Here is an 18,352-nt window from a genome sequence, read left to right as displayed (position 1 = left end):
TTCGGGCGCAGCCGCTTTCCTTCCCAGAACAAAGGAGCATGAATTGAAAACATCCCTACTGATCGCCGTCGGCGCGCTGGCTTCTACTTTCTCGCTCGGCACGTTTGCCGCTGCCAACACCTATCAGCTCGACCCAACTCACACGTATCCGAGCTTCGAAGCGGACCACTTCGGGGGTCTCTCGGTGTGGCGCGGCAAGTTCGCGAAGAGCGCCGGCACGGTCACGCTCGACCGCGCCGCGAAAACCGGCACGGTGGACGTCACGGTTGATCCCGCTTCGATCGAAACCGGCGACACCAAGCTCGACGAGCACCTGAAGACCGACACATTCTTTGACGTTACCCAGTTTCCGGCGGTGACTTACAAAGGCACCGATATCAAGTTCGATGGCGACAAGCCGGTCGAAGTGGTCGGCAGCCTGACGATCCGTGGCGTGACCAGGCCGCTGAATTTGAAGATCGAGTCGTTCAAGTGCATGCAGCACCCGGTGCTCAAGCGCGAAGTGTGCGGCGTGGACGCGAATGCTCATTTCAACCGTGCCGATTACGGCATGGATTTCGGCGCCAAGTACGGCTTCAACATGGATACCAAGCTGCATATTCAAGCCGAAGGCATCAAGCAATAAGCAGCCCTTTTGAGCCTATGCCTATTCGTATTTAATGTGAGCGATGGGAGTTGCCGTTGCGTCGCAACAAAAAGCCGCTTCGTTCGCTTTTGCGACGAAGCGGTTTTTTTGTTGCCCGTTTGAAACGCCGAAAGCCTTGTGCGGCGGCCACTGGCTATTTGCCGCTCGCGTCGTTTTATTTTTTCAGGTACATAGAGCGCTGGCACCGTATTGGTTGTGCGCGCATCCAGTCCGGCAACATCCGGCGTAAAAGTCTGGATCGACAATATTTCGCGCGCATTGGAGATCTGCATGAATGCAACGACAGCGGCACGCCTGGCGGAGAGCCGGCAGAATTCGTGGCGCGCGGTGATCGCCGCCTCGATCGGCAACGCGCTGGAATGGTTCGATCTGGTGGTATACGGCTTTTTCGCGGTCACCATCGCGAAACTGTTTTTCCCGGCAGGTAACGACACGGTCTCGTTGCTGCTGACGCTCGGCACCTTTGGCGTGTCGTTCTTCATGCGGCCGCTCGGCGCGATGGTGATCGGCGCCTACGCGGACCGCGCCGGACGCAAGGCGGCGCTCACGCTGTCGATCCTTCTAATGATGAGCGGCACGCTGATCATCGCGATTTTGCCGACCTATCAGAGCATCGGGGTTGCGGCGCCCGTGATTCTCGTCCTGGCGCGTCTGATGCAGGGCTTTTCGGCAGGTGGCGAGTTCGGCAGCGCGACGGCGTTTCTCGCGGAACACGTGCCGGGGCGGCGCGGCTTCTTCGCGAGCTGGCAGGTCGCAAGCCAAGGGCTTACGACGCTGCTCGCCGCCGTCTTCGGCGTACTGCTGACCGGCAATCTGTCGCCGGAGCAAATGGCCTCGTGGGGCTGGCGCGTGCCGTTCTTCTTCGGTCTGCTGATCGGGCCGGTCGCCTGGTACATCCGCACCAAGCTCGACGAGACGCCGGAGTTCCTCGCGGCGGAAACGACGATGACGCCGCTGCGCGATACCTTCACCAGCCAGAAGCTGCGCCTCGTGATTGCGATCGGCGTGGTCGTGCTCGGGACGGTGTCGACTTATCTGGTGCTGTTCATGCCGACCTACGGCGTGAAGCAGTTGGGACTGGCGCCTTCGGTCGCGTTTGCGGCGATTGCGCTGACCGGCGTGATCCAGATGGTGTTCTCGCCGCTAGTCGGTCATCTGTCGGACCGGCATGGGCGCACCACGATCATGCTGATATCGGCGCTGCTGCTTCTCATATTGATCAATCCGGCCTTCGTCTATCTGGTCGCCCATCCGACATTCGGCACGCTGATCGCCCTGCAGATCGTGTTCGGCTTTCTGATGACAGGGTATTTCGGGGCGCTGCCGGGTTTGCTTTCCGAGATGTTCCCTGTGCAGACGCGTACCACTGGCATGTCACTCGCCTATAACATCGCCGTGACGATCTTCGGTGGATTCGGGCCGTTCATCATTGCGTGGCTGATCCGCGCCACGGGTTCGAAGGCTGCGCCGAGCTATTACATGATTTTTGCCGCGGTCGTGAGTCTGGTGGCGCTGATGGCGGCGCGCCGCAAGCTTGGGTTCAGATAACACGCTGAGCGGTACCGACACGACGGGAAAAAGGGCGGCAGTAAACGTGAAAGGCCGGTTCGAGTGAACCGGCCTTTTTCTATTGCGACGTCTGCCTACAGTGGGATCAGACTTGCGCGCCGGCGTTTGGATCGTCGGGGTCGACGCGCTCCTTCTTGTCCTTCACCAGGTCTTCGCGCTTCACGCCGAACCACATGGCAAGCGCCGCCGCGACGAACACCGACGAGTAGATACCGAACAGAATACCGACCGTCAGCGCCAGGGCGAAGTAGTGCAACGTCGGGCCGCCGAACAGGAACATCGACAGCACCATCATCTGCGTACAGCCGTGGGTGATGATCGTGCGCGACATCGTGCTGGTAATCGCGTGATTGATCACTTCGATCACGGTCATCTTGCGTTCGCGGCGGAAGGTTTCACGAATCCGGTCGAAGATAACGACGGATTCGTTCACCGAGTAGCCGAGCACCGCGAGCACCGCAGCCAGCACCGACAGGGAGAACTCCCACTGGAAGAACGCGAAGAAGCCGAGAATGATGATCACGTCGTGCAAGTTCGCGATCACGCCGGCCACTGCGTACTTCCATTCGAAGCGGAACGACAGGTAGATCACGATGCCGACCACCACACAGGCCAGCGCCATCAGGCCGTCGGTAGCGAGTTCCTTGCCGACCTGCGGGCCGACGAACTCGACACGCTGCAACTGCACCTGCGGCTCTTGCCCCTTCAGCGCGCCCATCACCTGGTCGCTCTGTTGCGCCGACGTGTAGCCTTGCTTGAGCGGCAGGCGGATCAGCACGTCACGCGAGGTGCCGAAGTTCTGCACTTGCGCGTCGGCATAGCCGAGCTTGTTGAGCGTGCCGCGCACCGGTTCGAGCGGCGCGGCACCCGGATACTGCACTTCGATGACGGTACCGCCGGTGAACTCCACCGACAGATGCAGCCCACGATGCAGCAGAAAGAACACAGCGGCAAGGAACGTCAGCAGCGAGATTGCGTTGAAGATCAACGCACGCTGCATGAACGGAATGTCTTTGCGAAAACGGAAAAATTCCATGGTCTAGTTCTCCGGGGTTCAGCGGGATGAACCCGGTTTCTGCGGCGTATTGGACGCGTCGCGGCGGCGCACGGTCGGTTTGCCGGCACGCGCCTGGGCAGCCGCTTTTGCCTTCGGCTTGGCGGCCACGGCGGCGACGGCTTTTGCGGTGTCGGTCGCGGCGTCGTCATTGCCGAGATAGGCGGCTGCGCCGTCGATACCTTGCGGTTGCGGACGCCACACCTGGCCGATCGCCAGCGACTTGAGCTTCTTCTTGCCGCCGTACCAGAAGTTGACCACGCCGCGCGAGAAGAACACCGCCGAGAACATCGACGTCAAGATGCCGATACAGTGGACCATCGCGAAGCCGCGCACCGGGCCGGAGCCGAAGGCGAGCAGCGCGAGACCGGCGATCAGCGTGGTGACGTTCGAGTCGAGAATCGTCGCCCATGCATGTGCGTAGCCGTTCTGGATAGCCAACTGCGGCGGCGCGCCGTTGCGCAACTCTTCACGCACGCGCTCGTTGATCAGCACGTTCGCGTCGATCGCCATACCGAGCGCGAGCGCGATAGCCGCGATACCCGGCAAGGTGAGCGTGGCCTGCAGCATCGACAGCACCGCGATCAGCAGCAGCAGGTTGACCGACAGGCCGATCATCGAGATCACGCCGAACAGCATGTAGTACGCGATCATGAAGACGGCGATGGCCGCGAAGCCCCACACCACCGAGTGGAAGCCCTTCTTGATGTTGTCCGCGCCGAGGCTCGGGCCGATCGTGCGTTCTTCGATGATGTCCATCGGCGCGGCGAGCGAACCGGCGCGCAGCAGCAGCGCGAGGTCGGCGGCGGCTTGCGGGTTCGGCTGGCCGGTGATCTGGAAGCGGTCGCCCAGTTCCGACTGGATGGTCGCTACCGTCAGCACTTCGCCCTTGCCCTTTTCGAACAGCACCATCGCCATCGGCTTGCCGATGTTGTCGCGCGAGACGCTGCGCACCGCGCGGCCACCCGCCGAATCCAGACGGATGTTGACCGACGGGCGCTGATGTTCGTCAAAGCCCGCCGATGCGTCGATGATGCGGTCACCCGTGAAGATGATCTGCTTGCGCAGCAGCACCGGCGTCTGGTTGCCCTGGGTGAACAGCTCGTCGCCCGGGGGCACCGGATCGGACGGATTCGGATGCGTGTTGACGGGGTCGGCGAGGCGCGCTTCGAGCGTTGCCGTGCGGCCGATGATGTCCTTCGCCTTCGCCGTGTCCTGCACACCCGGCAGTTCGACGACGATGCGGTCCGAGCCTTGCTGCTGGATCACCGGTTCGGCCACGCCGAGTTCGTTCACGCGGTTGTGCAGCGTGGTGATGTTCTGCTTGAGCGCGGCGTCCTGAACGGCTTTCTGCACCACCGGCGTGAACGTGCCGACCAGCTGCACACCGCCGTCAGACCCTGCTTGCGAGGCCCACTGGAGTTCGCTGATGCTGCGGCCCAGTTGCTTGACCGCTGCGTCCGCCGTGGCCTGGTCGGCGAAATTGATCACCACCGTCTGGTTGACGCGGTTCACGCCGCCATCGCGGATGTTGTTGTCGCGCAGGAGCGTGCGTGCGTCCGAAGCGTCGGAGTCGAGCTTCTTGTTGAGCGCGCCGGCCATGTCGACTTGCAGCAGGAAGTGCACACCGCCGCGCAGATCGAGACCGAGGTACATGGGCAGCGCGTGCAAGGCGGTCAGCCAGCGCGGCGACGCGCTTTGCAGGTTCAGCGCAACGACGAATTGCGGATCGGTCGGGTCGCTGTTCAGCGACTTCTGCAACAGGTCCTTCACGCGCAACTGCGTGTCGGTGTCCAGCAGACGCACGCGGATGTTCGCGTTGGTCGACGAGTTGTCGAACGTGACTTCGTCAGGCTTGATCTGATTGGCAGCGAGGGCCGCTTCGACTGCCGACAGCGTGGTCGAGTCGAGCTTGACCGTCGCCTTGCCGCTCGACACCTGCACCGCCGGCGCTTCGCCGAACAGATTGGGCAGCGTGTACACGAGGCCGATGACCAGAGCCACCAGCATCACGGCGTATTTCCAGAGGGGGTAACGATTCATGAGTGGTCCAACGGGAAGGTTGGCTTGGAAGCGATGCGTCCGGCGATGAGCGCGGGCGATTCAGCGTTGTTCCGCGAGAACCGCCGGCGAGGCCGCGCCGGACGCGAGAGAGCAGGCCTTACAGCGACTTGATCGTGCCCTTCGGGAGAATCGTCGTGACCGACGCTTTTTGCACGGTGATTTCCGTGCCTTCCGAGATTTCGACGCCGACGTAAGCTTCACCCACCTTGGTCACCTTGCCGACGATGCCGCCGTTCGTCACCACTTCATCGCCCTTGGCCATCGCGGCGAGCATGTTGCGATGTTCCTTCTGGCGCTTCATTTGCGGGCGAATCATGATGAAGTACAGCACGCCGAACATCAGGATCAGCGGCAGGAAGCTCATCAGGTTCGATTCAATGCCACCTGTTGCTGTGCCTTGGGCGAAGGCATTGGAAATGAACGACACGTTGGTCTCTCCGTTATAAATCAAAACGATCAAAAAAATCAGCCGGTCATTCTACCACCCGCCTGACAGGCATCGGCGCGGCGAATCGGCTTTGCGATCAACCCTTTAAAGCCTTTTTCGCCGTTCGCGAAAGTTAATTGTAAGGTTTTCCGTGTGGGGTCGGCGAATTCCTCTGGCAAATTCGTCGGCCTCGGGCCGGTTGCCGGCTAGTCGATGCCGCGCGCGCGGTGCTCGTGGAAGCGCTTGCGGAAAGGCTCGAACTGTTTTGCGTCGATCGCGTCGCGCATTTCCTGCATCAGTTCCAGGTAGTAGTGCAGGTTGTGGATCGTGTTCAACTGCGCGCCGAGGATTTCCCCTACACGATGCAGATGGTGCAGATAGCCCCGAGTGAAATTTCGGCAGGTGTAACAACCGCATTGCTCATCGAGCGGGCGCAGCGAGTTCTTGTGTGCCGCGTTGCGGATCTTGATGTCGCCGAAACGCGTGAAGAGCCAGCCATTGCGCGCGTTGCGGGTCGGCATCACGCAGTCGAACATGTCGACGCCGGCGGCCACGCCCGCCACCAGGTCTTCCGGCGTGCCGACGCCCATCAGGTAGTGAGGTTTGTCGGCCGGGAGCTTCGGGCCGATATGGTTCAGCACGCGCATCATGTCTTCTTTCGGCTCGCCGACCGAGAGGCCGCCGATCGCCAGGCCGTGGAAGTCCATGTCCGCCAGGCCCGCCAGCGATTCGTCCCGCAGGTCTTCGAACATGCCGCCCTGGACGATGCCGAACAGCGCGTTCGGGTTGCCGAGGCGGTTGAATTCGTCGGTCGAGCGCTTGGCCCAGCGCATCGACATGCGCATCGAATCGGCGGCTTCCTGGTGCGAGGTCGGCACGTTGTTGGTCGCGTACGGCGTGCATTCGTCGAACTGCATGACGATGTCCGAGTTCAGCACCTTCTGGATCTGCATCGACACTTCGGGTGAGAGGAAGAGCTTGTCGCCGTTGATCGGGGATGCGAACGTGACGCCATCCTCAGTGATCTTGCGCAGATCGCCTAACGAAAACACCTGAAAACCGCCGGAGTCCGTCAGGATCGGCTTTTTCCAGCCCATGAAGCCGTGCAGGCCGCCGTGCGCCTCGATCGTTTCGAGGCCCGGGCGCAGCCACAGGTGAAAGGTGTTGCCGAGGATGATCTGCGCGTGCATTTCCTCGAGCTCGCGCGGCTGCACGGCCTTCACGGTGCCGTACGTGCCGACCGGCATGAAGATCGGCGTTTCGACCACGCCGTGATTTAGCGTGACGCGACCGCGCCGTGCCTGGCCGTCGGTGCCGAGCAGTTCGAATTTGAGGCCGCTTTCCGGACGCTCGGTGACGTTCGCGCAGGTTTTGCAGGTACCGTTTGTATCGTGGATATGACCGTCGGTCATTGGGGGGACTCCTGTGCTACCGGAAAACAGTCCGGCGCAAATGTTTAACGCCGCCGGAGAACCTCGCGGCGGCTTGGGGAACTACGAAAACTTTGAAACGGCGTGTCCGATTTCAAACGTCGCGGCGCGTGAGCAGCATCGCGTCGCCGTAGCTGAAGAAGCGGTAGCGCTCCTCGATCGCGTGCCTGTACGCGGCGCGAATCGTTTCGACGCCCGCGAATGCCGACACCAGCATCAACAACGTCGACTTCGGCAAATGGAAATTGGTCACCAGCCGGTCGACTACTCGGAACGTGTAGCCAGGCGTGATGAAGATGTCGGTTTCCGTGCTCGCCGCGCCGAGCGGGCGTCCGGCTGCATCCGCGTCGCGCGCGGCGGCTTCGAGCGCGCGCATCGATGTGGTGCCCACCGCGATCACGCGGTTGCCGCGCGCCCGCGTCGCCGCGATCTTGTCGGCGAGCGATTGCGGCAAGTGATACCACTCGCTGTGCATCTTGTGCTCCGCCAGGTTCTCCACCCGCACCGGCTGGAAGGTGCCCGCGCCGACGTGCAGCGTCAGCGTCGCGCGTTCGACGCCTTTGGCGTCGAGGCGAGCCAGCAGCGCATTGTCGAAATGCAGGCCGGCAGTGGGCGCGGCGACCGCGCCGGGGTTCTGCGCGAATACGGTCTGGTAGCGGGTCTCGTCGGTCGAGTCGGGATCGTGCTCGATGTAGGGCGGCAGCGGCAGGCGGCCGAATTGCTCGATCAGCGTCAGGCAGTCGTCGGGGAAATGCAGCGTGTAGAACGGCTCGACGCGTTCGCCAACGGTGACGTCGAAAGCATCGGCGAGACGGATCGTGGTGCCCGGCTGCGGGCTCTTGCTCGCGCGAATCTGCGCGAGGGCTGTGCGCTCGCCGGTCAGGCGTTCTACCAGCACTTCAATCTTGCCGCCACTGGCCTTCTGGCCGAGGAAGCGCGCCTTCAGGACTTTGGTATCGTTGAAGACCAGCAGATCGCCGGCCGCGATGCACTCGGGCAACTCGGCAAAGCGGCGGTCGATCAGACGCGCGGCCTCGGCGGAGCCGGCCGCGTTGCCCACTTCGAGCAGACGGCTGGCGCTGCGCTCGGGAAGCGCTACTTGCGCGATCAGCTCGGGTGGCAGATCGAAATCGAAATCGGAAAGCGTAAACATGCGGACGACTGGAAGCGAATTGGGACTGAATTGAGCCGAAGCCGGAGCCGGGCGGCTATGATTGCGGGACGCCAGAGCGACCCGCGACCCCGCGCGCTATATGGCGGCGACACCTTTGACAGCCGATATTGTACTTGCGAAGCAACTCATGCCTTTGTCCGAACGCCGATTGCCCTCTGCTACCGATGAAGTGAGCGACGAGCCCAAGCGCCGCGCCGCGCGGGGCAAAGCAGCGGCGCCGGGCGTGAACGACCTCGACGCGGGTGTCGCGCTGGAGAACGACAAGGCCGCGCGTGAAGATGAAATGGTTGACCCATTCGGTGACAAGCCCGCCGGCAAGCCCGCGGGCAAAGCCACCGGGAAGCCTGCTGCCAAGGCCACCGCCAAACCCGCGGCCAAACCCGCGGCCAAACCCGTCGACAAGCTCGCCAAACTCGGCCTCACGCGCGACCTCGATCTCGTCCTGCATTTGCCGATGCGCTATGAAGACGAGACGTCGCTCACGCCGATCGGGCATCTGCTGCCGGGCGGTATCGCGCAGACCGAGGGCGTGGTGTTCGACAACGAGATCGCCTATCGCCCGCGCCGGCAGTTGCTGGTGAAACTGCGCGACGATGCCGGCGACGAACTCGTGCTGCGCTTTCTGAATTTCTACGGCTCGCAGGTCAAGCAGATGGCCATCGGCGCGCGGTTGCGTGTGCGCGGCGACGTGCGCGGCGGCTTCTTCGGCATGGAGATGGTGCATCCGGCGGTGCGCGTGGTCGACGAAGACACGCCGCTGCCGCAGGCGCTCACGCCCGTGTATCCGAGCACCGCCGGCGTGACGCAGGCCTATCTGCGCAAATCGATCGACAACGCGTTGTCGCGCACGTCGCTGCCGGAACTGCTGCCCGAGCCGATCGCGCAAGCCTATCTGCAGCCGCTTGGTGTGCCCGGGCTGATGGAGGCGGTGCGCACGCTGCATCATCCGGGCGTGCAGTCCGATGAGACCGCGCTGATCGACGGCACGCATCCGGCGTGGGTGCGTATCAAGTTCGAGGAATTGCTGGCGCAGCAGATGTCGTTGAAGCGGGCGCACGAAGAGCGCCGCACGCGTGCGGCGCCGACCATGCCGCGCCGGAAACAGGGCGATGAATCGGCACTGGTGGCGCGCTTGCTGAAGGCGCTGCCGTTTACGCTGACGGCGGCGCAAGAGCGTGTGGGCGGTGAGATCGCGCTCGATTTGACGCAACCTCACCCGATGCAGCGGCTGCTGCAGGGCGACGTCGGCAGTGGCAAGACGATCGTTGCCGCGCTGGCTGCCGCACAAGCGATCGACGCCGGCTACCAGGCCGCGCTGATGGCGCCGACCGAAATTCTCGCCGAACAGCACGCGCGCAAATTGCGCGGCTGGCTGGAGCCGTTGGGCGTGAGCGTCGCGTGGCTCGCCGGCAGTCTGAAGACCAAGGAAAAGCGCGCCGCGCTCGAAGCGGCGGCGCTCGGCACCGCGCAGCTCGTGATCGGCACGCACGCGATCATCCAGGACGCGGTGGAGTTCGCGCGGCTGGGCCTCGTGATTGTCGACGAACAGCACCGCTTTGGCGTGGCGCAACGGCTCGCCTTGCGCGCCAAGGCGCATCCCCCAGGGGGCGTTTCTCCGGGGCGAAACGCCGCCGACGGCGCGCGCGATTTCCAGCCGCATCAGTTGATGATGTCCGCGACGCCGATTCCGCGCACGCTGGCGATGACCTATTACGCCGACCTCGACGTCTCGACGATCGATGAATTGCCACCTAGGCGCACGCCGATTCTGACCAAGCTGGTCTCCGACGCGCGGCGCGAAGAGGTGATCGGCCGTGTGCGCGAGGCCGCGCTGACGGGACGGCAGGTTTACTGGGTGTGTCCGCTGATCGAGGAAAGCGAGACATTGCAGTTGCAGACTGCGGTGGAGACTTACGAGACGCTGGTGGCCGCGTTGCCTGAATTGAATGTGGGACTGGTCCATGGACGTCTCGCGCCGGCGGAGAAGGCGGCCGTGATGGAGGCGTTCACACGCAACGAGGTGCAGTTGCTGGTGGCGACGACGGTGATCGAAGTGGGTGTCGACGTGCCCAATGCGTCGCTGATGGTGATCGAGCACGCGGAGCGGTTCGGGTTGGCGCAGCTGCACCAATTGCGTGGGCGGGTGGGGCGCGGAAGTGCGGCTTCGGTTTGCGTGTTGCTTTATACCGGGCCGTTGTCGATGACTGCGCGCGCTCGGTTGCAGACCATGCGGGAAACGACCGACGGGTTCGAAATCGCGCGGAGGGACCTTGAGATTCGCGGTCCGGGCGAGTTTCTGGGCGCGCGGCAATCGGGCGCGGCCATGTTGAGATTTGCTGATCTCGAGAATGATCAGTGGCTAATTGAGCCTGCCAGAGATGCTGCCGCGGCTTTGCTCGAGAAGTATCCCGAGGTGGTGATGCAGCATCTCGCGCGGTGGCTTGGGGCTCGAGAGCAATATTTGAAGGCTTAGGGTCGTGCCGGGCGGCGCTTCGTGTCCGTGTGCCTAACGCGGTGAAGCCCTTGCTGCAGTGCGTCCGCCGTCGGAAGACCAAAAGGTTGGCGAACCGACCCTATAGGTGTATAACTAGAACCTATCGAATTATCGTCCTGATTGGTCCCCCAATGACGCTCACCGAATTGAAATACATCGTCGCGGTTGCCCGCGAGCGGCACTTCGGCCGGGCCGCCGAAGCGTGTTTCGTCAGCCAGCCGACTCTGTCGGTGGCAATCAAAAAGCTCGAGGACGAACTCAACGTCCAGATTTTCGAGCGCGGCACCAGCGAAGTCAGCGTCACGCCGATCGGCGAACAGATCGTCACGCAAGCTCAACGCGTCCTCGAACAGACGCTCGCCATCAAGGAAATCGCAAAACAGGGTAAAGACCCGCTGGTTGGGCCGCTGCGGCTCGGTGTCATCTATACGATCGGGCCGTATCTGCTGCCTACCCTCGTCAAACAGATGATCAAGCGTGTCCCGCAGATGCCGTTGATGCTGCAGGAAAATTACACGCTCAAGCTGATCGAGTTGCTCAAGCAAGGCGAAATCGACGTCGCCATCATGGCGCTGCCGTTTCCGGAAACGGGTCTGATGCAGCGCCCGCTGTACGACGAACCCTTCGTCGTGGCGCTGCCGTCCGGTCACGCGTGGGAAAACCGCGCGAAAATCGACGCCGAAGATCTGAAGCAGGAAACCATGCTGCTGCTTGGCAGCGGTCATTGCTTCCGCGACCACGTACTGGGCGTCTGCCCGGAACTCATGCGCTTCTCGCAGAACGCGGACGGCATCCAGAAGACGTTCGAAGGTTCGTCGCTGGAAACCATTCGCCATATGGTGGCGAGCGGCGTCGGGATTACCGTGCTGCCGCGCATGTCGGTGCATGAGGTCAAGCCGCACGCAGGCGGTATCGATGCGGGACTGCTCAGCTATGTCGCGTTCGACGAACCGGTGCCTGACCGCCGCGTGGTGCTCGCGTGGCGCAAGAGCTTCACGCGGATGCCAGCCATTGAGGCCATTTGCGATGCCATCAACGCCTGCGATCTGCCGGGCGTCAAAAAACTGGATCTGCCCGTTGCTGTCAATTAGGAGCGCGCGCCGCGCCTAAGCCGGTCCGTCCCGTGCCCTCGGCGGACGGTCCGGCAACCGCGCCAAGGCGCTGATCGTCGTGATCCCTATCGAATAGATTAAATTTATCAAATACAATAATTCGATAGCGTTGTGATAGTTTCCTCCATGGATCGCCCGATCCCATAAGACCCGGAGGAAATCATGAAGCCATCAAACTCGCCGCAAGACCACGCTGTCGCCGCTCAATCCCCCCGTGTTGCCCCAGGCGCTTTCGCTGCCTCGGTGCGGAGCATGCGCACGGTCGCGTTGTCCTTGCTGGTCGATCGGGCTTTGTCCGCGTAAGCCGTGTTCATCAGCGCACCGCGCCTCTCCCCGCATTCCATTTCTGAAAGAAACCACTCAGGAGTCACATATGTCCGAACGCAAGCTCACTAATGCAGCCGGCGCACCCGTCGCCGACAACCAGAATTCGATGACCGCCGGCGTGCGCGGTCCGGTCGTCCTGCAAGACGTATGGCTGCTCGAAAAACTCGCCCACTTCGATCGCGAAGTGATTCCGGAACGTCGCGTTCACGCGAAGGGCTCCGGCGCATTCGGCACGCTGAAGGTCACGCACGACATCTCGCGTTACACGAAGGCGAAGGTGTTCGCCCAGGTCGGCAAGGACACGCCGCTCTTCATGCGTTTTTCCACGGTTGCCGGCGAGCGCGGCGCAGCCGATGCGGAACGCGACGTGCGGGGTTTCTCGATTAAGTTCTACACGGAAGAAGGCAACTGGGACGTGGTCGGCAACAACACGCCGGTGTTCTTCATCCGCGATCCGCTGAAATTCCCGGACTTCATCCACACGCAAAAGCGCGATCCGTACACCAACCTGCGCAACAACATCGCTGCATGGGATTTCTGGTCGCGTCATCCGGAATCGTTGCATCAGGTGACGATCCTCATGAGCGATCGCGGCATTCCGCAAAACTACCGCCAGATGCACGGCTTCGGTTCGCATACGTACTCGTTCATCAACGCGGACAACGAGCGTTTCTGGGTGAAGTTCCACTTCAAGTCGATGCAAGGGATTGAGAACTTCACCGATGCCGAAGCAGCGCAAGTCGTGGCGCAAGACCGTGAAAGCGCGCAGCGCGATCTGGTCGGCAACATCGACGCAGGCAACTTCCCGAAATGGCGTTTCGCCATCCAGGTGATGCCGGAAGCGGACGCAGCGAACTATCGCTTCAACCCGTTCGACATCACGAAGGTGTGGTCGCAGAAGGACTATCCGTTGATCGACGTCGGCACGATCGAGTTGAACCGCAATGCGGCGAACTACTTCGCGGACGTGGAGCAGGCAGCGTTCACGCCGGCCAACGTGGTGCCGGGTATCGGCTTCTCGCCGGACCGTCTGTTGCAAGGGCGTTTGTTCTCGTATGGCGACACGCAGCGCTATCGCCTCGGTATCAATCACCATCAGATTCCGGTGAATACGGCCCGTGTGCCGAGCCCGCATTCGTTCCACCGCGACGGTGCGATGCGCACGGATGGCAACCTCGGCGGCAACGTGAACTACGAGCCGAATCGTTTCGGCGACTTCGCTCAAGATACGAACGCGTCGGAACCGCCGCTCGCGGCGGGGACGGTCGATCGTTACGATCATCGCGTGGACGAGGATTACTACACGCAGCCCGGCATGTTGTTTGCGCTCTTCGATGCGGCGCAACGCCAGCGTCTGTTCGGCAACATCGCACGCCATATCGACGGTGTGCCGCAGGAGATCGTCGCGCGTCAGATCGCGCATTTCCGCCGCATCGATCCGGCCTATGCGGAAGGCGTGATCGCCGCGATGGCCGAGCTCTCTGAAGGCGGCAAGAAGTAAACAGCAGGCAGCAGGCTTTGCTGCTGCGCAAGGCAGTGGAATGCGCGATCGTCGCTTGAGGACCAAACTCTCCGGCACGCGTTCGACGGCTGATTGAACGCGTGGCCGCGGGTGCGGCAAGCGACCACGCGTCACACGAGCGCAGCGGCTTTCTAAGCTAAACTGTCGAGCGTTCGATGTTCGAGTTTGCTATCCGCAAACCGTCCCTTGCCGACCGGTTCGTATCACTCTTCAAAGGAGTCATCATGGCCAAGAAAGAAGCCGTACAGCACGTCAATATCGGGATCAGCGACAAGGATCGCAAGAAGATTGCAGAAGGTCTGTCGCGACTGCTCGCCGACACCTACACGCTGTACCTGAAGACCCACAACTTCCACTGGAACGTAACGGGTCCGATGTTCAACACGCTGCATCTGATGTTCGAAACGCAGTACAACGAGCTGGCACTCGCGGTCGATTCGATCGCTGAGCGGATCCGTGCGCTGGGCGTGCATGCGCCGGGCAGCTACAAGGAATTCGCGAAGCTGTCGTCGATTCCGGAAGCGGACGGTGTACCGGCTGCTGAAGAAATGATCCGCCAACTGGTGGAAGGTCAGGAAGCCGTGGTGCGTACCGCACGTGCGATTTTCCCGTCGACGGAAGCCGCCAACGACGAGCCGACCGCCGACCTGCTGACGCAACGCATGCAAACGCATGAAAAGACCGCATGGATGCTGCGCTCGATGCTGGCGTGAGCGTATAGGCGTTTTCGCTTGAAGTCAGCGTGGCGCGTCAGCGCCTGCGTTGAGCCGGAACTTAGACAAAACAAAGCCTCCCTTCGCGGGAGGCTTTGTTTTGTGCGCCCATGCGGGCGCACTCTTGTGGTTTGCCAGTAAGGACTCTGTGCCCCGTTGCCCGACGACCTCTTCGTCGGACAGATCAAATGCGTGCTGCAGATCACCATTTCTGCGTCAAGCGCCACAAAAACGACTATCGGGGTGTTCAGGGGGGCGACTAATGAAATTCAGGCCGACGGCGCCGTACTGGTGAGATGCGTGATTAGCCTCGGCGCCGCGTCATTTCATTTCGAGAAACATGCCGATTGATTTACCACATAACGTAAATAAAGAAACACCTACCTTTTTCGTCATTGCGTCCGGACACGCTCCTGCATCAACTTGTCACTTGTTTTATTGACATCGTTCCACTAATTTTGTACGAACGAATTCGCCGAATCAGGTCGATAAAAATTTGCTCATTAATTATCAATGTGGCGCCACTTAATAAGTCAGTCAAGCCGAAATCGATCAATTTTCCAAATTTTTCTAGCGAAAAATCAGATGACTACGACAACCAGTTATCCGGGTATCTACGTTACAGAAGACGCCGCACTATCGATTGCCGTCGAGGCGGCGGCCACCACCGTACCGATAATCGCACTATGGACCATGCCCAGCGGTCCCGCTCAAAAATTCAACAATTTCCTCGAGTTCAGCAAGTCGTCCATGGGAACAGCAACCGACGACAGTCAGTACATGAGGGCTTATTTTGAGTGTGGTGGAGGACCTTGTTACGTTGTGTTATATAAAAGCTTCCTGACTGAGGCGCCAAAATATGACGACATAACTTTGCTGGTCGCTGGCGGGGAAGGCACCATATATACCGACATAATTAATCTTTGCCAGCCCGACAGCGGATTATTTGCCATTCTGGACGGCCCACGGGGTGAGATAACTGACGGCAGTGCGGCAGCCAGTTATCCGGAAAGCCCTTTTGGTGCAGTTTACTATCCCTACCTCAAGCCAGATTGGGCAACCCAAATCATTCCGGCCAGCTTCGTCATGGCCGCATTATATTGCGTATCAGATCGCACCCGCGGCGTATGGAAAGCGCCTGCAAATATCACTTTACCGGCTAATTATCAGGCGTGCTATGCCGTTACAGATGATCTTCAAAGTCAATATAACAGCGGCAAAGCAATCAACATGATTCGCAGGAACGGCGATCGCGGCCTTGTTGTCTGGGGCGCACGAACTCTGAAGGATAGCGACGACTGGCGTTATATTTCCGTGCGACGTCTGTTTAACAGTGCGGAGCGGGAAATTAAAGCCGCCATGCAGACTCTAATATTTGAGCCGAATAATCAACCCACGTGGGAGAAAGTCCGCGGCGCTATTACCAACTACCTGTATGGCCTGTGGCAGCAAGGTGCATTGGCAGGCGCAACCGAACAGGAAGCGTATTTTGTACGGATAGGCAAAGACATCACCATGTCGGATACCGATATTGCGCAAGGAAAAATGATTGCGGAAATAGGCATGGCGGCGGTGCGTCCAGCTGAGTTTATTATTTTGCAGTTCACTCAGGATGTGGCCCAAGGTTGATGTCCTCGGGTGTTTCCATGTCGTTTTTCGCCGCACCTCGATGTTGACACGGCCAACGGCACACTGACCCCATCTGCTCGCTGTCGGCCTGCGCGGTACGCCGCCATTTTTCAGCTCCACTGAGTCGGCTCTGAATACCCGGGATAGCGTTTCATCAGGGTCCCTTTGAGGCGGAAATGGTGATCTGGGAATTGCAACGACCTGGCATATTGAGGTGCGAATCCTGCATTTTTTGACGAGGTATAGAGCGATCTGGAAACGCCGGTGAGCGAACGGATCGTCTGCCGTCCGCATCCCGTAAAATAGCGGCACCGTCTGCACTTCACCGAATCCGCCCATGTTCGCCCGACTTCCCCTGTATCTGCGCCTCGTCCGCATGGACAAGCCGATCGGCAGCCTGCTGCTGCTGTGGCCGACGCTGAACGCGCTGTGGATTGCGTCCGACGGCCATCCTTCGTGGCCGCTCCTGGTGATCTTCACGGTGGGCACGGTGCTGATGCGCTCGGCGGGCTGCGCGATCAACGACTACGCGGATCGCGACTTCGATCGCTATGTAAAGCGCACCGAAAACCGTCCGATCACGTCGGGCAAGATCAAGGCATGGGAGGCGGTGGCGCTGGCGGCCGGTTTGTCGCTGCTGGCATTTCTGCTGATCCTGCCACTGAATACGCTGACCAAGGAGCTTTCGGTGGCGGCGCTCTTCGTTGCCGGTTCGTATCCGTTTACGAAGCGCTTCTTTGCTATTCCACAGGCTTATCTGGGCATCGCGTTCGGCTTTGGCATTCCGATGGCGTTTGCCGCGATTCAGGATCACGTGCCGATGCTCGCCTGGGTGATGTTGCTGGCCAACGTGTTCTGGTCGGTCGCATATGACACTGAATACGCGATGGTCGATCGCGACGACGACATCAAGATCGGCATCCGCACCTCGGCGCTGACCTTCGGCCGCTTCGACGTGGCGGCGATCATGCTCTGCTATGCGGTGACGCTGGGGATCTACGTCGGCATCGGCGTGATGCTCCGTTTTGGCGCGTTGTACTGGCTGGGATGGGCGGCGGCAGCGGGCTGCGCGATCTATCACTACATGCTGATCCGCAACCGCGAACGGATGGCGTGCTTCGCGGCGTTCCGTCATAACAACTGGCTGGGTGGCGCGCTGTTTGTCGGCATTGCTGCGCATTACGCGGTGGCTTCGTTTTAGCTCTGCCGCGCTTCGGTCGCACTTCTTTTGCGCCGTGGACGCCGCCTCGGATTGATCCGGAGCGCAGCGTCCTTCAGCGTATTCCTTTCCTGACTTGCGCACGGCGGACGGCCTACCGCCACCCGCTAATCGCGCTTACAGCTTGCCGAACTCGTCGCCCATTTCCTTGGCGCGCGCGTCGGCCGCGAGCACGCCGCGCACGATCGCATCCTTGATCCCGCTTGCGTCGAACGACGTCAGCGCGGCCGCCGTGGTTCCTCCCTTCGACGTCACCCGTTCGCGCAACAGACTCGGCGGCTCTTCCGAGTTCGCGGCCAGTTGCGCCGCGCCGGTGAAGGTCGCGACTGCGAGCGCGCGGCCTTGCGTTTCGTCCATGCCGAGTTGGCGCGCGGCTTCCTGCAACGCTTCGATGAAATAGAACACGTAGGCCGGCCCGCTGCCCGAGATCGCGGTCACCGCGTCGATCTTCGCTTCGTCGTCGAACCAGACGGTTGCGCCGACCGCGCCCAATACCTGCGACGCAAGCGCGCGGCCCGCTTCGTCGACGCTGCCGGTCGCCACGAGGCCCGTCACGCCCATGCCGATCAGCGCCGGCGTATTCGGCATCACGCGCACGATGCGAGCATGGCCGTTCAGCCAGCGCGACATGTCGTCCATGCGAATGCCCGCGACGATGCTGACCGCCAGTTGCGACGCCTTCAGATGCGGCGCCAGTGCCTCAGCGACGCTCTTCAGGATCTGCGGCTTCACCGCCAGTACGACGGCGTCGTACGACGCGAGCGCGGCGTCCGCGGCGGCGCCGGTCTTGATGCCGAATTGCTGCTCATTGCGTTTGCGTGCGTCTTCGTTAGGGTCGATCGCGTAAAGATCCGTGGGTGCCACGCCGCGCTTGATGAGGCCGCCGATCAACGCGGCAGCCATATTGCCACCGCCGATAAAAGCAATTTTCATGATGTTCCGAAAGATGTCCCGTCAGGCGCCGGGGAAAGG

Annotated in this window: 16 protein-coding genes; 9 read left to right on the top strand and 7 right to left on the bottom strand. The window is 61.2% G+C overall.

Translation table 11 applies throughout. The features are described 5' to 3' along the window. Positions 1-43: 43 nt before the first annotated feature. The gene (locus ACAX43_RS11750; protein WP_370708563.1) at positions 44-625 is read left to right on the top strand and encodes a YceI family protein; all 582 of its coding nucleotides are present in this window, start codon (positions 44-46) and stop codon (positions 623-625) included. Here ACAX43_RS11750 and ACAX43_RS11745 read toward each other — a convergent pair. After that, on the bottom strand, positions 601-918 hold the full coding sequence (locus ACAX43_RS11745; protein WP_370708562.1) for a hypothetical protein: 318 nt from the start codon (positions 916-918) through the stop codon (positions 601-603). The genes ACAX43_RS11750 and ACAX43_RS11745 overlap by 25 nt on opposite strands. On the opposite strand from ACAX43_RS11745, the gene ACAX43_RS11740 reads away from it, so the two are divergent. Beyond that, a complete protein-coding gene (locus tag ACAX43_RS11740; protein ID WP_370708561.1) occupies positions 917-2,194 on the top strand; it encodes an MFS transporter in 1,278 nt (425 codons plus the stop codon). The genes ACAX43_RS11745 and ACAX43_RS11740 overlap by 2 nt on opposite strands. Before the next feature lie 106 nt (positions 2,195-2,300). Here the strand turns inward: ACAX43_RS11740 and secF are convergent, their stop codons facing one another. The 5 genes from secF to queA all read right to left on the bottom strand — a co-directional run bounded on the left by secF (position 2,301) and on the right by queA (position 8,343). Then, positions 2,301-3,251 (bottom strand): protein translocase subunit SecF, encoded by a 951-nt coding sequence (gene secF / locus ACAX43_RS11735; RefSeq protein WP_370708560.1) that lies wholly within the window; start codon positions 3,249-3,251, stop codon positions 2,301-2,303. A gap of 18 nt (positions 3,252-3,269) precedes the next feature. After that, positions 3,270-5,312 carry a protein translocase subunit SecD gene (gene secD / locus ACAX43_RS11730; RefSeq protein WP_370708559.1) on the bottom strand — a complete coding sequence of 681 codons (2,043 nt, stop codon included), beginning with the start codon at positions 5,310-5,312 and terminating at the stop codon, positions 3,270-3,272. Between the two features lie 118 nt (positions 5,313-5,430). Beyond that, positions 5,431-5,760, bottom strand: a complete 330-nt coding sequence (gene yajC, locus ACAX43_RS11725; protein WP_007179286.1) for a preprotein translocase subunit YajC — start codon at positions 5,758-5,760, stop codon at positions 5,431-5,433. A 206-nt stretch (positions 5,761-5,966) separates the two neighbouring features. Beyond that, on the bottom strand, positions 5,967-7,172 hold the full coding sequence (gene tgt, locus ACAX43_RS11720; RefSeq protein ID WP_370708558.1) for a tRNA guanosine(34) transglycosylase Tgt: 1,206 nt from the start codon (positions 7,170-7,172) through the stop codon (positions 5,967-5,969). A gap of 112 nt (positions 7,173-7,284) precedes the next feature. Further along, positions 7,285-8,343, bottom strand: a complete 1,059-nt coding sequence (gene queA, locus ACAX43_RS11715; RefSeq protein ID WP_370708557.1) for a tRNA preQ1(34) S-adenosylmethionine ribosyltransferase-isomerase QueA — start codon at positions 8,341-8,343, stop codon at positions 7,285-7,287. Positions 8,344-8,491: 148 nt separating this feature from the next. On the opposite strand from queA, the gene recG reads away from it, so the two are divergent. The 7 genes from recG to ubiA all read left to right on the top strand — a co-directional run bounded on the left by recG (position 8,492) and on the right by ubiA (position 17,362). Further along, positions 8,492-10,837 (top strand): ATP-dependent DNA helicase RecG, encoded by a 2,346-nt coding sequence (recG, locus tag ACAX43_RS11710; RefSeq protein WP_370708556.1) that lies wholly within the window; start codon positions 8,492-8,494, stop codon positions 10,835-10,837. A 152-nt stretch (positions 10,838-10,989) separates the two neighbouring features. Continuing rightward, positions 10,990-11,949: a hydrogen peroxide-inducible genes activator gene (locus ACAX43_RS11705; RefSeq protein ID WP_370708555.1), complete on the top strand. Its 960-nt coding sequence runs from the start codon at positions 10,990-10,992 to the stop codon at positions 11,947-11,949. A 394-nt stretch (positions 11,950-12,343) separates the two neighbouring features. Beyond that, positions 12,344-13,798 (top strand): catalase, encoded by a 1,455-nt coding sequence (locus tag ACAX43_RS11700; protein WP_370708554.1) that lies wholly within the window; start codon positions 12,344-12,346, stop codon positions 13,796-13,798. A 245-nt stretch (positions 13,799-14,043) separates the two neighbouring features. Next, positions 14,044-14,532 carry a Dps family protein gene (locus ACAX43_RS11695; RefSeq protein ID WP_027777895.1) on the top strand — a complete coding sequence of 163 codons (489 nt, stop codon included), beginning with the start codon at positions 14,044-14,046 and terminating at the stop codon, positions 14,530-14,532. Between the two features lie 156 nt (positions 14,533-14,688). Next, positions 14,689-14,883, top strand: coding sequence for a hypothetical protein (locus ACAX43_RS11690; protein WP_370708553.1), 195 nt, complete (start codon positions 14,689-14,691; stop codon positions 14,881-14,883). A gap of 234 nt (positions 14,884-15,117) precedes the next feature. Continuing rightward, positions 15,118-16,161: a phage tail sheath family protein gene (locus tag ACAX43_RS11685; protein ID WP_370708552.1), complete on the top strand. Its 1,044-nt coding sequence runs from the start codon at positions 15,118-15,120 to the stop codon at positions 16,159-16,161. A gap of 337 nt (positions 16,162-16,498) precedes the next feature. Beyond that, the gene (gene ubiA / locus ACAX43_RS11680; RefSeq protein WP_370708551.1) at positions 16,499-17,362 is read left to right on the top strand and encodes a 4-hydroxybenzoate octaprenyltransferase; all 864 of its coding nucleotides are present in this window, start codon (positions 16,499-16,501) and stop codon (positions 17,360-17,362) included. A gap of 135 nt (positions 17,363-17,497) precedes the next feature. Here ubiA and proC read toward each other — a convergent pair whose 3' ends face one another. Then, on the bottom strand, positions 17,498-18,313 hold the full coding sequence (gene proC, locus ACAX43_RS11675) for a pyrroline-5-carboxylate reductase (protein WP_370708550.1): 816 nt from the start codon (positions 18,311-18,313) through the stop codon (positions 17,498-17,500). Positions 18,314-18,352: the final 39 nt, after the last annotated feature.

The sequence above is a fragment of the Paraburkholderia sp. IW21 genome (genome assembly GCF_041321145.1).
Lineage (GTDB): Bacteria > Pseudomonadota > Gammaproteobacteria > Burkholderiales > Burkholderiaceae > Paraburkholderia.
This window is presented reverse-complemented; position numbering and strand designations above follow the sequence as displayed.